The organism is Acinetobacter sp. 226 (assembly GCF_048147925.1).
In the GTDB taxonomy this organism is placed as follows: Bacteria; Pseudomonadota; Gammaproteobacteria; order Pseudomonadales; family Moraxellaceae; genus Acinetobacter; species Acinetobacter pecorum.
Window position 1 is genome coordinate 1 of record NZ_JAYWYX010000007.1, and the last position, 15443, is coordinate 15443.

A 15443-nucleotide genomic window follows, 5' to 3' on the forward strand; every position below is an offset into this window, starting at 1 on the left:
ACCAATACTAATTGCTCGTGAGGCTTGACTATACAACACCCAAACAGTTGTTGTATAACGCTCAATTGATTCGAAATCAAACGATCAAACTTGATTTAGTTGAAAAGCTAGATAAAATGGACAACCTAATTTAACTCAAGTATCTCTGTTAATAACTCATTTGACCAAGCCTTGGCATCTAAATAAGACCAAACGCAAAGTCATAAACAGTTGTGCTGGCGACCATAGCAAGAGTGAACCACCTGATCCCTTCCCGAACTCAGAAGTGAAACCTCTTAGCGCTGATGGTAGTGTGGGATTACCCATGTGAGAGTAAGTCATCGCCAGCTCATTATTCGAAACACCCCCGGTCTAAAGGCCGGGGGTGTTTTTTTATGTGGGAATTTAGTCGAAAGCTTATAAATATTATTTTTCACATAAAACCACAGCAGAAAATCCGCAGGGTAGGCGTATACTGGAACAGGTTTCTGGAGCGGATATGTCCTCAAATTTATCTTCAAGCCATATTGAATATGGGTCCTCTGCCTTTAAAGCGGTTTTGTTTTCCTTGTTTCTGGCTGGATTTGCAATTTTTTCTTCATTGTATTGTGTTCAGCCGATGATGCCGATTCTGGCAGACTATTTTCATATCTCTCCTACGCAAAGCAGTTTTCCACTTTCATTTTCTACCATTGCATTAGCTGTTGGTCTTATTTTTACTGGACTAATCTCGGACCGTTTTGGCCGCAAGCCGATTATGGTCTGGTCTTTATTTTCAGTTTCAGTATTGTTGTTACTGAGTGCTGTATTGCCAGTTTGGTCAGTATTTCTGGCTACCCGAATATTAATTGGTTTAACCGTGAGTGGCGTGGCCGCAGTGGCGATGACCTATATTGGGGAAGAGGTGGCCGCGAAAGATATCGGTTTGGCCATGGGACTCTATATTTCTGGAACTGCGATTGGTGGTATGAGTGGCCGTTTGATTGCTGGGGTATTGGTAGACTTTATTTCCTGGCAGTCAGCGACTTTAATTATAGGACTAATTAACCTCTGTATTGCGATAACCTTCTATTTTTTGTTGCCTAAATCTAGGAATTTTCAAGCTTATCCTATTAAATTGAGCCGTTTCCTTACCGCATTTCAGCATAATCTGAGTGATCCCAAACTGCGAATCTTGTTCTTGCAAGGTTTCATCCTGATGGGCTGTTTTGTTTCAGTCTTTAATTATCTCAGCTATCGCCTGATTCAGTCACCTTTTGAGCTGTCGCATGTCTGGATTGGCGTGATTTCTATTACCTATCTGGCAGGAATTTATAGTTCGCCTCGTGCGGCGGCATGGAGCCAGAAATTTGGACGTTTCCAGGTATTGGTGGCCATGCTTGCCAGCATGCTGCTAGGATTAGTGTTGATGCTAGTCAACAGCTTGGTGCTTGTTTTTATTGGTCTGCTCATTTTTACCTTTGCATTTTTTGCTGCACATTCCACGGCCAGCAGTTGGGTATCTGTGCAATCTTTACAGTATCGTGCTGTAGGATCGTCACTCTATTTATTCTGCTACTATCTTGGGTCCAGTGTACTCGGCAGTTCGAGTGGTCTGATCTGGGAAAAGGCGGGATGGTTCGGCCTCAGTGTGTTCATCGGCATTATTTTGGTAATTGGTTTATTTGTAGCTCAACAGTTAAAACCTAAAATAAGCAAGCTAGAAATAAAATGAGTATATATTCCTGATTAAGGTCCTAAAGTCTATATTGTATAAATTATAATCAAGCAACCTCGGCCGAATTCATGCTAAAATGCTCGGCTTTCATCTTTGATCTATTTTTTGATCTTCCATCTGCCAGCCGAGAATTGCTAGCCATGTCTACTGCTTATACCATGCAGACAGCGCCTACAGCGTTGTTTGATTACGACAAATATTGGGCGTCGTGTTTTGAACCTGCGCCATTTTTGCCGATGTCACGCGAGGAGATGGATCAACTCGGCTGGGACAGTTGTGATTTTATTTTAGTCTGTGGCGATGCCTATATCGATCATCCTTCATTCTGTTCAGGCATTATTGGCCGTACCCTAGAAGCACAAGGCTTCCGTGTGGGGATTATTGCACAGCCAGACTGGACCAATGTTGAAGCCTTCCGTGTATTGGGAAAACCCAATATTGCATGGGGTGTAACTGCGGGCAACATGGACTCGATGATCAACCGTTATACGGCAGATCGCAAAATCCGTTCCGACGATGCCTATTCACCAGACAACCAGCCAAATAAACGTCCTGATCGTGCAGCAACTGTATACTGCCAACGTGTCCGTGAAGCCTATCCAGATGTGCCTGTCCTGTTAGGTGGTATTGAAGCTTCACTGCGTCGTATTGCACATTATGACTATTGGTCAGACAAAGTGCGTCGTTCAGTATTGATGGATTCTAAAGCTGATCTGTTGATGTACGGTAATGGTGAGCGTTCTATTACTGAAATCATGCATCGCTTGGCGCGTGGTGAAAAAATCCAAGATATTACCGATGTTCGTGGTACAGCGTTTATTGTCAATAAACACAACCGCCCATCGAAAGCCAAATTTGTTGAAATCGCATCGAATGATGTCGATACCATTGGTCGTGTCGAACCAATTATTAACCCTTACGTCATGACTGAAGATATTGAAGGTTGTGAAATTGAGCAGGGGAAGGACTCGAGTCAGTATCAGGGTTTCCAAAAAGAACATGTCGCTAATCCAATTGTCCGTGAAGGCGACAATTTGGACGAAAATACGCAAATCGTTCAGCTACAACCGGCATCTAAAGCAATTAAACATAAACTACCACCGCGTGAATTGGCGGTGATTCGTTTGCCTGCTTTTGAAGAAGTGTCAAATGATCCAGTTTTATATGCACATGCTAACCGTATTCTGCATCTTGAAACCAACCCAGGTAACGCCCGTGCATTAGTACAAAAGCATGGTGAGCGTGACGTATGGTTAAATCCACCGCCAATTCCATTGACCACTGAAGAAATGGATTATGTGTTTGATCTGCCTTATGCACGTCTGCCACATCCTTCTTACGGTAATGCACGTTTCCCAGCTTTTGACATGATTAAGTTCTCGGTGAACATCATGCGTGGTTGTTTCGGTGGTTGTACTTTCTGCTCGATCACAGAGCATGAAGGCCGTATTATTCAGAACCGTTCTGAAGAATCAATTTTGCGTGAAGTAGAAAAGATTCGTGATACAGCGCCGGGCTTCACAGGCATTATTTCAGACTTAGGTGGTCCAACAGCCAACATGTATCGTTTGGCATGTAAAGATCCTGAAATTGAAAAGAACTGTCGTAAACCATCGTGTGTATTCCCCGGTGTATGTCAGAATCTGCATACTGATCATGCACCGTTGACACAGCTTTACCGTAAAGCGCGTAACTTACCGGGTATTAAAAAGATTCTGATTGGTTCAGGTTTACGTTATGACCTTGCGGTTTTGAACCCTGAATATGTGAAAGAGTTGGTGACGCATCACGTCGGTGGTTACCTTAAGATTGCGCCTGAGCATACCGAAAAAGGTCCGCTCAATAAAATGATGAAGCCGGGCATTGGAACTTATGACCGATTCAAGCAAATGTTTGATCGTTATAGTAAGGAAGCAGGCAAGGAACAATACTTGATTCCTTATTTCATCGCGGCGCATCCGGGTACCACCGATTACGACATGATGAACCTCGCCATTTGGTTGAAGAAGAATGGTTTCCGTGCCGACCAAGTACAGACCTTCTATCCATCACCAATGGCAACTGCAACCACCATGTATTACACTGGTAAAAACCCGCTGGCGAAAGTGGCGCGTTATACGGAAAATGTCGACATTGTGAAAGGTGAGAAGCGTCGTCGTCTGCATAAAGCTTTCTTGCGTTATCATGATTCAAACAACTGGCCTTTACTGCGTGAAGCCCTGAAAGAAATGGGTCGTCAGGATTTAATTGGTAACTCGAAACAGCATTTGATTCCGACTTATCAGCCTGCAGGCAGCACAGACGGTCAGTATCAATCGGCACGTAAGAAAAATTCGACGGTTGCTGGTGATTCGCAAAAACGTACCGGCGAGCAGGGGAACCGTAGCAAGGCTGCACAAGCTCAGTCCCGTCCTTCAAATACCAAGAAGCGTCCTGAGCGTGGTCAAATTCTGACCCAGCACACGGGTTTACCACCACGTGAAACGGGCGATACCAAAAAACCCTTTGGTGGGCAAAAGCCTAAAGCGAAGTCCAAATCACGTGCATAATTAAGTTAATAAAAAGACACTTCGGTGTCTTTTTTTAGCGCTGAGGTAAAGTAACGTAGCTAAGGACTATGATTAAAAAATGTAAAGGGAAGTATTATTTGCATTATGTATTGCTAAAAAGTGGTATAAAAATAACAGTTTGTCGGAATTGTCCTACAGTTAAGCAGATTTGTATTGCGATCAATTCTATGGATGTTTTAGAGTGCGTTATCAGTACTTTAAATCCACTTTCATTGGCATTCAAAAAGATGTCATTTTAGGTAACACAAAATCGAGTTTTGATACCGGTTGTATGGGTATTTAAGCAGATTGGTTGTTAGCTCTATTTAAAATAAAGCGTGGGTTTATACTGCACAACAATAAAACAAAAATGACTATAAGAATGCAAGGATTTAGGCATGACCACCTATATTATGATTGGGAGTTTCCTGCTCTTCTGTGTCGTGCTCATGGCATGGAAAAAGCTAGGAAATAATTCCAAACCACAAGACAGCGCGTTGAAGCAGCGTGCAATTTTCAATCTGAATGAGCAATTGACCTTCACTCGCCTGAGAGAAGTTTTACCAGAATGCATCATCCTGGCTCATGTTTCCTATGATGCCTTAATGACCACCAAATTTAACCGGACTCGACACAAGTACCGTAACCTGACTGCCGATTTTGTAATTCTGGATCAGCAATATCAGATTCTGGCAGTTGTAGCGGTAGATGACCCTTTAATCCTTAAGCGTCCACAACAGACAGGGTTCCAGGATGCATTACTGACCATGGCTGGTTATCGGGTGATCCGTTACGACGATGTGCCGGAATATTATCAGTTGCGCCAAGACTTTTTGCAGGAGCAAGCGCAAATGCAGAAAATGCCCAAATATACAGTTAGCAATGATCTGAAAAAATACTATCTATATTCAGATTTAGAGCGCAGTAAAATTAAAGCAGTCGGTTAAAACAAAAAAGCATGCCAGAAGCATGCTTTTTTATGAATCGATCTAGGAAAATTATTCCGGTTTAACCGCCACGACGGTCAGTTCGACCAATACCCGTGGATCATACAGTTTTGCTTCGACACAGGTACGAGGCAGCGCTTCGATATCCGCCACCCAGGCATCCCAGACTTCATTAAAAGCCGCATAGTCATGCTCAATATCCTTGAGATAAATTGTGACTGACATGATGTGACTTTTATCAGTACCGGCATCTGCCAGAAACTGGTCAATAATATCTAAAGTCTGTTGGGTTTGCCCTTTAATATCCAGTTCGACATCTGTAGCCAGCTGGCCTGCAAGATGTACCAGATTACCGGCAATGGCAATTTCCGAAAAGCGTTTCGATACGTGTAAACGTTCAACTGTCATGTTGTTCATCCTGAGTTTTGGGCATCAGGGCTGCGACCAGTGCAGTCAGCAGACAACCCACCGCCAGATAGATCGCTACATAATGCCATGAACCGTCTGCCCAAATCACCAGTGCAGCTGCAATAAATGGGGTAAATCCACCACCAATGATACTCGCCACCTGATAGCCAACTCCGGCACCGCTGTAGCGGTATTCGGTGCCAAACAGTGAGGTGAAAATCGGTTGATGGACACTGACCACCATATCATGGGCAACGTTTGCCAGTAAAATTGCCCCGATGATAATCATCCAGGTATTTTGTGCATCGAGCGCCATAAAAAATGGAAAGGCTGAGAGTGCACCAATCAAACCACCCCAGACACACATTTTCTGATGATTGAATCTATCTGCCAGCCAGGCAAAGAAGGGAATACTGAAGCAGCTAATGGCCCCGACCATCAAGGTAATATTCAGGAAGAACTGTTTGTCCATGCCCAGATTACTGGTGGAATAGTTCAGGGCGAAATTGGTGACCAGATACATGGTCAGCAATTCGGTCAAACGTAAAGCAATGATATAGAAAAAAGCTTTAGGATGTTTACTGATGGCCTGCAAGATTGGCAGCTTTTCTGGCTGATGGTCTGCTTTCACCACCTTTTCTACAAATTCCTGAGATTCATCCTGATCACGGCGAATCCACATGGCAATGCCGATCAACACGATACTGGCTAAAAAGGGAATACGCCATGCCCACTCAGCAAAGGCGTCTTCACCCAGTGTCGCGAGTATAAGCGATACTGCACCGGTGGCCAGAACCAGACCGACGCCGTAACCGACCTGAACACCACTGCTATAAAAGGCCTTTTTTCCTTTTGGTGCATTTTCTACGGCCATGAGGGCTGCACCGCCCCATTCACCACCGACGGCAAAGCCTTGCAAGGCACGACAAAACACCAGTAGTACCGGTGCCCACCAGCCAATTGCCTCGAAATTTGGCAGCAGGCCAATCCCTACCGTGGAAATTCCCATCAGGATTACCGTAAGTACCAGCATTTTTTTACGGCCGAGTTTGTCACCAAAGTGACCAAATACTACACCACCTAAAGGACGAAACAGGAAGCCGACCCCAAAGGTGGCCAGAGCTGCCAGGGTACCCATGTTCTCGCCAATACTGGGAAAAAACTGATCTTTAAAAATTAAGGCTGCAACAATGCCGTAAAGGAGAAAATCATACCAATCGACAACAGCACCAACAAAACTAGATAGCGCAGCTTTACGTGCGCGTTGTTCTTGAATAACAGAAGAATTTACAGAAGACATGCAGGAGGGAATTCCATGAGTTACATCAGAGTTGCCCTGTAATATTCGGATTTGATCGTCACGCCAATTACAGGACAGCATGCTGAAAGTAAAGGTGATTTTCAGCATCTCAGCACATACATGGATAATGCATTGCGCAGATAGATTACTCTAAAAAATCAAAATGTAAAAACAAAGTTGCCGTCTTTTTAAACCGATGCTTAAAACATGAACAGAAACTGCTTAGAGCAGTAACAATTGGGTTTCAATCTCGGGGACGCTGAGCTGATATACGCCTACACCGATCAGCCGGAATTGCATCTGCGGGGCAATATGCAGATCGTCGAGCAGTAAGTCCAAGGCTTGTGCCAGTTCCTGTGGGCTACGCAGTATCTGCTTAAAACTTTTACTGTGTTGTATTACCTGAAAGTTCTTGAGTTTTAATTTGACCGTAACGCCGCGAGCCGAAAGCTGTTTCTTTTGCAGACTTTGCCAAACCTGTACCAGTAAGGGCTCCCAGTAGGGACGACATTCACTCAGATACAGGTCATCATCAAAAGTAGTTTCTTTAGAGATTTGCTGGCGTTCTCGTTCCACTTCGACCGGTCGTTCATCAATACCTTGAGCATATAAAAACAGCCGTCGTCCATATTTGCCAAAATGCTGAATCAGTAAGGCTTCATCAATCTGCTGTAAATCTCCCAAGGTGTTCAGGTTCAGGCTGCTCAGTTTTTCCTGGGTAACTTTTCCCACACCGGGAATTTTTTTTAGGGGCAGATTCTGGATAAATCCCTGAACTTGTGATGGCTTAATCACACAGATGCCATTCGGTTTGTGCCAGTCCGAAGCAATTTTAGCGAGAAACTTGTTGGGCGCTACACCAGCAGACGCGGTTAATCCGGTGGCTTGAAAAATATCCTCGCGAATCTGCATGGCGACTTCGGTAGCACTTGGAATTTGTTTTAGATTCTCTGTGACATCCAGAAAGGCTTCATCCAGAGACAGTGGCTCAATCAGGGAAGTATATTGCTGGAAGATGTGATGAATCTGTGCCGATACCTGCCGGTATTTGGCAAAATCCGGCTCAATCACGATGACCTGAGGACACAGTTTGCGCGCCTGCCCCATGGACATGGCAGAACGCAGGCCATAAACCCGTGCCGGGTAGGAGGCAGCCGCGACCACCGCCCGAGGATGATGCGAAGCAATCACCATAGGTAAGTTTTTCAGTTCTGGACGTTCACGCAGCTCTACCGAGGCATAAAACGCATCCATATCGATATGAATAATTTTGCGCATGTTCGCTATCTTAAGGGGCTTTAATCGGATTGGGAAGCGACGGCTGCGTTGAGTAAATAGGGCTGTGGTCCGCTGAGCAGGACAACTTTGGTCCCTTGTCTCTCGGCAGCCTGAATCAGAAGTTGTAAACTTTTTGGGGAGTCATCGGCAAGACGGGGTAAAAATTGCAGCGGCTGGTTTAAAGGCTGAAAAAAATCATCCCAATGTACCGGGATCACCACTTTGGGCTTGAGCAGGTTCAGGGTTTCAGCCAGATATTGCTGCTGATAGGCAGCAGATTGTCTCGAGAGCTGGGCAATGCCTAAAAACAGGGTGTCGACTTCCAGATGCTGCAATTGCTCCGGAATAAATCCGGTACTGGCCTTGACCAGAATTTTATATCCTGCATGCTCAATCAGGTAATCGAAACTGCCACCTTCCTTAAATTCGGAAAATTTGGCCGGAAGGGTAAAAGGCTGCAGCAACTCTTCGCCTAAATCATCATTTACCGCTGTGGGCGGGGTATGTTGTGAGGGAATGGCAGTGATCTGGAAATTTCCCCATTGCTGTACTTGCCCAGGCTTAACCGGCTGTAATTGCTGTCGAGTAATTTTGGGGTTTGCCCTGGCGATATTCAGGGTGCTCGGCGAACCGACGACAGCAGTTTTGGGAAGTATTTCCAGTAAGGCCGGTACATCCAGAACATGATCATAATGCGAGTGAGTGACCAGAATGGCTTGGGTTCGACTTAATTCATGGCGTTGCACCAGTTGTTCAAGGAGTAGCCTGTCACTTTGAATAGGGCGGCTAAGTACCTGCCACAAAGATGGCCGGCTAAAGAAACCATCGATCAGGATCTGATCGTGGCCATCATCGAGTAACAGGGTGGACACACCAAAAAATTTAACGGTGAGACCGTGAACGGAGGTACCGGTTTTCGGCTGCCACGCTTGAAAGTCCCTGAGTTTTCCTGAAGCTTGCAACAGATAAGCCAGTGTACCCGCGATGAGCAGGAGAAGAATTAGCAGACCGAGTAAAACGCCTTTTATCCATTTCAATCTTTGTATTTCCTTGTTGTTTTTATAAAGAACCTATTTTCAGGCGATTAACTTTATTTCGCCTGCTCTTCATATGAAGGTACTGCAATCGCATTCTTTTTGAGAAACTCCAGCCATTGCTGTTCTGAGCCATAAAAAACATTCAGGTCTACCGGTGTGCTAATACCGGGAATTTTCCCCTGACTGGTATGTTGCCAAAATAGCCACGCTGGCTGATCTTTTAAATCAGGCAGGCCCTTGTATTCACGTACCCAGAGCGGTACGTCGGGAAAATTTCCTGCCAGTACAATATTATAAAAAGCTTTAGAAATATAGAAAATCGGCTGCTTGCCGTAATGCTTTTTCAGAGCATCGTGCATCACCTGAATTTCGTTTAAAAGCTGCTCTTTAGAATAGGTATTGATGCATTTGCTGTCATATTCCAGATCAATTACTGGCGGTAAGGCATCCGGTTTATTGGGTACGGAGTCAATAAAATTCTGGGCTTGAATGCTGCCATCGCGGCAGAGCCGGTAAAAATGATAGGCACCAACCAGAAAGCCGCGTTCCCGGGCCTTGAGCCAGTTTTCCTGAAAACGGGTGTCTTTAAAGTCGCCGCCTTCAGTGGCTTTCAGATAAACAAAACGGTACTTTTCATGCGGAATCTGCTGCCACTGGATCTCTTTTTGATGATGCGATACATCAAATCCTTGAATTGGATAATCTGCCGCATGGGAAGACGGGGTTTTCATCAGATAGAGATAAACCATGGCGATCGTAACCAATATGACCAGAAAGCCAAACCCTACTAAAAGCGGCTTGCTATATCTGCTCCAAATCTGATGTTTTTGCATCTTCAGTCCTTACCTGTATCTGAGCTGGTCTAAAGACCGCCTCAGTCTGAATTTTATTATCGCATTAGACAGGGGTGTTTTTCGGAATATGCCAGAAAATATAGGCCGCAATAATATTGATGCAGCCCAAACAGATCAGTGCCATATGAAAAGCAGCCACCAGATTGTCAGCGCCGTAATAGGCACCCAGCATGTTGACCAGGGTACTGGCCAGTGCCACCCCGATACTCATCGACAGCATCATGATCATTGACAGAAAGCTGTTGCCGCTACTGGCATCCTGCTGGTTTAAATCCTTTAAAGTCAGGGTGTTCATAGAAACGAATTGGAGTGAATTCAGAACCCCGAAAATAAAGAAATGCATGGTTCTTAACCAGAGCGGGGTGTCTGCTGTAGTCAGGGAAAAACTGGCAATACACAGGCCGACCAACAAGGTGTTGACCAACAAGACACGACGATAGCCGAAGCGCTGCACAATACTGCGGATAATCGGTTTGGAGGCCAGGGAACCGAGTACAGTGGGAATCATCAGCAAGCCGGTCATAAAGGGTTCAAAACCAAATGCCACCTGCAGCATTAAAGGCAATAAAAATGGAATCGAGTTACCGCCCAGACGCGCAAAAAAATTACCCAGAATTCCGATCGAATAAATTTTATTCTTAAACAGTTTGCTACGGAATAATGCATTCTGATGGGTGTGCGAATGATAGGCATAGATAAGCGAAGCTACCAATCCAGCCAGAATCAGGGCCAGACTCCACCAGAGCGGATGTTGTGGACTGGCAAAATTTTCAATACCAAGACATAGCGATACCATGGCGATGATGAGCAGGATAAAACCGCCAAAATCGAAACGTGCTACCGTAGGTTCAAGCACATTGGGCATGGCTTTAAGGGTAATCAGGGCACCCAGGATGCCAATCGGTAAATTAATCAGGAAAATCCAGCGCACGGACATATATTCGACCATCCATCCGCCTAAGGTCGGTCCAATCAGCGGACCGATCAGTCCGGCCAGGCTCATTAGGCTCATGGCAGCCAAGAACTGGGTTCGTGGGATAATCTTCAACATCGCCAGCCGGCCAACCGGGAGTAAAAAGGCACCCCCTATGCCCTGAAATACCCGATAGATGAGTAATTCATTCAGACTTTCAGCCCAGGCGCAGCCCAACGATGCCAGAGAAAAAATGATAATGGCAGAAAAATAGATGTTTCTGACCCCAAAACGGTCCGCCAGCCAGCCACTCAAGGGGATGCAGGCTGCCACTGACAGGACATAAGCCACGACCACACCGTGCATCCGCAGCGGATCTTCCTGTAAATTCTTAGCAATTGCGGGCAGGGCCGTGTTGATAATGGTACTGTCCAGCCCCTGCATAAAAAAGCCGATCGACACCAACAAGACCAGCAGTCTGAATTCAGGATCTAGGGCTTGATGCGTAGGCGTGGCATTCATAATTATGGAAAGCTTAAAATTTTTAATAGTTTAAAGGAAACAGCCGGGTATGTCGTATATAAAGCGTGTCAACTTTTATAGCGTCGTGTGTCAAGGAACTGCAAGAAATCGGTCATGGTAAAGTCATGTTCTGGGCATAAGGGAGCAATGACATCAGGGAGTCGCCCTATGATTTATCAAGTCGATCTAGAGCCGCTAAAAGCTGCTAGATTCAGAGCACTTCGCTGCTCTTTTTTGTAAGACCGGCATATATATGACAGTGTTGTCATTAAAATGAAATAAAACCGTCATAATCTTGGGCCAACTTTTCAGCAGTGCTGAAATCTCCTCGCGTATAGGTTTGTGTTTATGACAATCGAGATTTTGATGGTGATCGGCTTCTGTTTAGCCGCCTATTCTATTGTCGGAAATGATGTGCCTCAAACCTTAGGGACATTTATTTCATCAAATTCCCATCGCCCATGGTGGGTATTGTGGATTTATATCAGCTCAATTTTAATTGTCGTATTGATCTATGGTTGGTATGCATCCGGGGTAGGTGATGCCTCATACGGTCGTCTAGAAACCATTCCTTTCCCTGAAGGTGGCATTACCTGGCTGTATATTGTGCCGCCTATTCTCCTGTTAATACTGACCAGATACGGGATTCCAGTCAGTACTACCTTCCTGGTGCTTACGATCTTCTCTCCTGCCAGCCTAGGCTCGATGATGGTCAAATCGATGATGGGCTATGCCGTCGCCTTTATCGTGGCGATTGTCATCTATCGTTTTGTGGCCAAGCAGCTGGCACGCCATTTTGCCAAGACACGTCATCAGGAGCACTCCAAGGTCTGGATGGGCTTGCAGTGGGTCTCTACCGGTTTCCTGTGGAGCCAATGGCTGATTCAGGATCTGGCCAACATCTTCGTGTATGTACCACGTCAGGTGCCGTTTGAATTCCTGATGTTTGCGATTACGGTATTCGTGGTGTTGCTGGGCGTGATTTTGTATCAACGTGGCGGAGCCATCCAGAACATTGTCGACACCAAAACCGGTGTAACCGACATTCGTGCTGCAACGATTATCGACTTCATGTATGCCATTATCCTGTTAGTTTTCAAAGAGTGGAGCAACATTCCAATGAGTACCACCTGGGTATTCCTGGGCTTACTCGCAGGTCGTGAATTTGCCATGTCGATGATTCTGGATGAAGTCAACAAACATCGTACTTCACGTAATGTCAGTGCAGATGCCATGAAACTGATGTTCGGTTTGGCCATGTCGGTCATTCTGGCAACAACTTTGCCGATGTTTTATGAGTTTGTGACGAATTATGGTCAATAAGTCCGAGCACTGAAAATCCATAAAAAAGCGAGCCAGGTGCTCGCTTTTTTCTTAATTGGAACGGTTTAAACCACAAATCTTTGTGGATGGCCTAAATTGGTTAAAGTTGTATAAATTTCTTCTTCGTGTTCGCAAATGATCAGTTTGGCGCGATGTTGCGGCGGTAAAAAACCATCTTCAACGGCACGGTCCAGCTGTGCAATCAAGGCATCATAGAACCCGTTGACGTTATATAGCATCATCGGTTTCTGGTGCTGGTTCAACTGGCCCCAAGTAGCAATTTCCAGAATTTCCTCAAAAGTACCTAGTCCACCTGGCAAGGCTACAAAGGAACAGGCTCGCTCAGCCATCATGGCTTTACGTTGATGCATACTGGTCACCACATGTAACTCGGTCAGCTGGTTATGGGCAATTTCATAGTCCAGCATAAATTCGGGAATGACTCCCACTACTTCACCACCATGCTGGATCATGGCATCCGCGACTTGTCCCATCAGGCCAATACTGGCGCCACCATAAACCAGCCCGAAACCATGTTCTGCCAGTCCTTGCGAGATTTGAAGGGCTTTTTCTAAATAAATCGGCTTGTTGCCTGCACGTGAACCACAATAGAGTGCCACTAAAGGGCGAGTTGTTTTTGGGGAGTTGTCTTTAAAATAATCTGTCATTTGAATTACGCTTTGCATTTATTTTCTTCACCTTATCATTTTTCTTTCTGGTGACTCTAGCTTAATTAATAAATATGACAATTCTGTGAGCAGCTGTATTTTTACTGCATTCCAGCCAGGCAAAATTCATCGATAAACAGCCATGAAAAAAGGTGAATTTCGATTTGATCTTGCTATACTAAAAATTGGTTTCACAACAATAGAACGAAAATGGGTAGTGGTAGTTGGCCGTGTAACTCTATAAATCGCCGTCAAATAATTGGTATTGTTCAATATCAAAAATATTATGCTGTTTCATTACAGTCTCGGTTCATTCAATGCAGCAGTCCTGAGTGTCAGGAGCCAAGCGTATGATCTTTGAATGGATGTCGGATCCTTCAGCCTGGGTCGGTTTACTCACATTAGTTGTTCTTGAGATTGTACTCGGGATCGATAATCTGGTTTTTATTGCCATTTTGGCGGAGAAATTGCCGCCAGAACAGCGTAATGCCGCGCGGATTGTGGGCTTAATGCTGGCCCTGGTGATGCGTTTGATCTTGCTGGCTTCGATTGCCTGGGTGGTCACTCTGACTGATCCACTGTTCCACATTTTTGATCATGCTTTCTCGGGTCGTGATCTGATTCTATTGTTTGGTGGGGTGTTCCTGCTGTTTAAAGGCACCATGGAACTGCATGAGCGTCTGGAAGCCAAACCGGTCATCAAAGAAGAAAATCCGGTCCATGCGGTATTCTGGATGGTGATTGTGCAGATCGTGGTGCTGGATGCCGTTTTCTCATTGGACAGCGTGATTACTGCGGTTGGCATGGTCAAAGACCTGTCAGTCATGATGATTGCCGTGATTATTGCCATCGGGATTATGCTCTGGGCATCCAAGGCCCTGATGGATTTCGTCAACAGACATCCGACCGTGGTGATTCTGTGTCTGGGCTTCCTGATGATGATCGGGTTCTCGCTGGTGGTCGAAGGCTTCGGTTTTCATATTCCGAAAGGTTATCTATACGCTGCGATTGGTTTCTCGGTGATTGTCGAATTTATTAACCAGACCATGAAACGCAATCAGGAAAAAATGGTGACCACCACCGATATGCGCTACCGTACTGCTTCAGCAGTGATGCGGATGCTCGGCGGCAAACCTGCTCAGGACAATGATTCTTCTGAGCCGGAAGATGTTCTGGCGACGCGTGCCTTTGCTGATGAAGTCTTTAATGATGAAAACGGCATTTATCACAGTGTCATGGTGCAGGGGGTACTGGGTCTGTCGGAACGGCCGGTCAAGTCGGTGATGACGCCACGTCCTGAACTGGAATGGATTGATCTGGACAATGAGCCCGACAGTATCAAAGAACAGTTATTGCAAATGAGCCATTCACGTCTGATCGTTGCGCGTGGTGAACTGGATAATATTGCCGGGGTGGTACTGACTCATAAAGTCCTGAACGAATACATTGAAACCGGGGTGCTGGATTTTGAAAAGCACTTACGTGAACCGGTGATCGTGCATGAAAATGCCCAGGTCCTGATGGTGATGGAGCAATTGCGTCAGGCTCCATTGCAAATGGCGATTGTCCTGAATGAATATGGTTCGATTGAAGGGATTGTCACGCCAATTGATATCCTTGAAGCAATTGCCGGTGAATTCCCGGATGAAGATGAGCTGCAAGCTGCTGCAGAAAGTCTGGAAGATGGCAGCCTGATTCTGGATGGTTCCACCGATATCCGTCATGTTTCCTTATTGCTGGATCGTGATCTGGTCAATGAAACTGAAGAATATTCCACCCTGTCCGGTTATGTATTATTCCATATGGCACGTTTACCGCATAGTGGTGAAAAATTTGAAGCAGATGGACATATCTTTGAAGTGGTCACCATGGACGGCCATAAGATCGATAAAGTACATATCATTCCGCTTCCTGTGCAGGAATAGACTATAGCAAAGGTTCGGACGCA

The 15443-nt window shown here is 45.4% G+C and carries 12 protein-coding genes and 1 rRNA gene; 6 read left to right on the forward strand and 7 right to left on the reverse strand.

Features of this window, described 5'->3' with window-relative positions:
• Positions 1-214 precede the first annotated feature (214 nt).
• From rrf to VXP95_RS04250, 4 genes are all read left to right on the forward strand, one after another.
• A 5S ribosomal RNA gene (gene rrf / locus VXP95_RS04235) occupies positions 215-329 on the forward strand.
• A gap of 149 nt (positions 330-478) precedes the next feature.
• Positions 479-1693, forward strand: coding sequence for an MFS transporter (locus tag VXP95_RS04240; protein ID WP_416711513.1), 1215 nt, complete (start codon positions 479-481; stop codon positions 1691-1693).
• Positions 1694-1836: 143 nt separating this feature from the next.
• Complete coding sequence (locus VXP95_RS04245; RefSeq protein ID WP_144723520.1) at positions 1837-4245, forward strand: YgiQ family radical SAM protein; 2409 nt, start codon at positions 1837-1839, stop codon at positions 4243-4245.
• A 398-nt stretch (positions 4246-4643) separates the two neighbouring features.
• A complete protein-coding gene (locus VXP95_RS04250) occupies positions 4644-5192 on the forward strand; it encodes a hypothetical protein (RefSeq protein ID WP_064102331.1) in 549 nt (182 codons plus the stop codon).
• Positions 5193-5243: 51 nt separating this feature from the next.
• Here VXP95_RS04250 and VXP95_RS04255 read toward each other — a convergent pair whose 3' ends face one another.
• The 6 genes from VXP95_RS04255 to mdtD form a co-directional block, all read right to left on the reverse strand.
• On the reverse strand, positions 5244-5600 hold the full coding sequence (locus VXP95_RS04255) for a RidA family protein (protein WP_064094693.1): 357 nt from the start codon (positions 5598-5600) through the stop codon (positions 5244-5246).
• The gene (shiA, locus tag VXP95_RS04260) at positions 5590-6900 is read right to left on the reverse strand and encodes a shikimate transporter (RefSeq protein ID WP_416681713.1); all 1311 of its coding nucleotides are present in this window, start codon (positions 6898-6900) and stop codon (positions 5590-5592) included. Before shiA ends, VXP95_RS04255 begins: the two co-directional genes overlap by 11 nt.
• A 222-nt stretch (positions 6901-7122) precedes the next feature.
• A complete protein-coding gene (gene dinB / locus VXP95_RS04265; protein WP_416711516.1) occupies positions 7123-8178 on the reverse strand; it encodes a DNA polymerase IV in 1056 nt (351 codons plus the stop codon).
• 20 nt (positions 8179-8198) lie between these two features.
• Complete coding sequence (locus VXP95_RS04270) at positions 8199-9215, reverse strand: MBL fold metallo-hydrolase (RefSeq protein ID WP_416711517.1); 1017 nt, start codon at positions 9213-9215, stop codon at positions 8199-8201.
• 53 nt (positions 9216-9268) lie between these two features.
• The gene (locus tag VXP95_RS04275) at positions 9269-10048 is read right to left on the reverse strand and encodes a GH25 family lysozyme (protein WP_416711519.1); all 780 of its coding nucleotides are present in this window, start codon (positions 10046-10048) and stop codon (positions 9269-9271) included.
• Positions 10049-10112: 64 nt separating this feature from the next.
• On the reverse strand, positions 10113-11504 hold the full coding sequence (gene mdtD, locus VXP95_RS04280; protein WP_064094688.1) for a multidrug transporter subunit MdtD: 1392 nt from the start codon (positions 11502-11504) through the stop codon (positions 10113-10115).
• 348 nt (positions 11505-11852) lie between these two features.
• Here mdtD and VXP95_RS04285 point away from each other — a divergent pair, with 348 nt between their 5' ends.
• Complete coding sequence (locus tag VXP95_RS04285; protein WP_064094687.1) at positions 11853-12827, forward strand: hypothetical protein; 975 nt, start codon at positions 11853-11855, stop codon at positions 12825-12827.
• Between the two features lie 65 nt (positions 12828-12892).
• On the opposite strand, the gene VXP95_RS04290 is transcribed toward VXP95_RS04285, so the two are convergent.
• Entirely contained in the window at positions 12893-13513 is a 621-nt protein-coding gene (locus VXP95_RS04290; protein ID WP_416711521.1) for a TIGR00730 family Rossman fold protein, read from the reverse strand.
• A 332-nt stretch (positions 13514-13845) separates the two neighbouring features.
• On the opposite strand from VXP95_RS04290, the gene VXP95_RS04295 reads away from it, so the two are divergent.
• A complete protein-coding gene (locus tag VXP95_RS04295; RefSeq protein WP_416711522.1) occupies positions 13846-15420 on the forward strand; it encodes a TerC family protein in 1575 nt (524 codons plus the stop codon).
• Positions 15421-15443 lie beyond the last annotated feature (23 nt).

Coding starts and splice junctions, on each gene's coding strand:
- VXP95_RS04240 (WP_416711513.1), top strand. CDS start 479: ATGTCCTCAAATTTATCTTCAAGCCATATTGAATATGGGTCCTCTGCC.
- VXP95_RS04245 (WP_144723520.1), top strand. CDS start 1,837: ATGTCTACTGCTTATACCATGCAGACAGCGCCTACAGCGTTGTTTGAT.
- VXP95_RS04250 (WP_064102331.1), top strand. CDS start 4,644: ATGACCACCTATATTATGATTGGGAGTTTCCTGCTCTTCTGTGTCGTG.
- VXP95_RS04255 (WP_064094693.1), bottom strand. CDS start 5,600: ATGACAGTTGAACGTTTACACGTATCGAAACGCTTTTCGGAAATTGCC.
- shiA (WP_416681713.1), bottom strand. CDS start 6,900: ATGTCTTCTGTAAATTCTTCTGTTATTCAAGAACAACGCGCACGTAAA.
- dinB (WP_416711516.1), bottom strand. CDS start 8,178: ATGCGCAAAATTATTCATATCGATATGGATGCGTTTTATGCCTCGGTA.
- VXP95_RS04275 (WP_416711519.1), bottom strand. CDS start 10,048: ATGCAAAAACATCAGATTTGGAGCAGATATAGCAAGCCGCTTTTAGTA.
- mdtD (WP_064094688.1), bottom strand. CDS start 11,504: ATGAATGCCACGCCTACGCATCAAGCCCTAGATCCTGAATTCAGACTG.
- VXP95_RS04285 (WP_064094687.1), top strand. CDS start 11,853: ATGACAATCGAGATTTTGATGGTGATCGGCTTCTGTTTAGCCGCCTAT.
- VXP95_RS04290 (WP_416711521.1), bottom strand. CDS start 13,513: ATGCAAAGCGTAATTCAAATGACAGATTATTTTAAAGACAACTCCCCA.
- VXP95_RS04295 (WP_416711522.1), top strand. CDS start 13,846: ATGATCTTTGAATGGATGTCGGATCCTTCAGCCTGGGTCGGTTTACTC.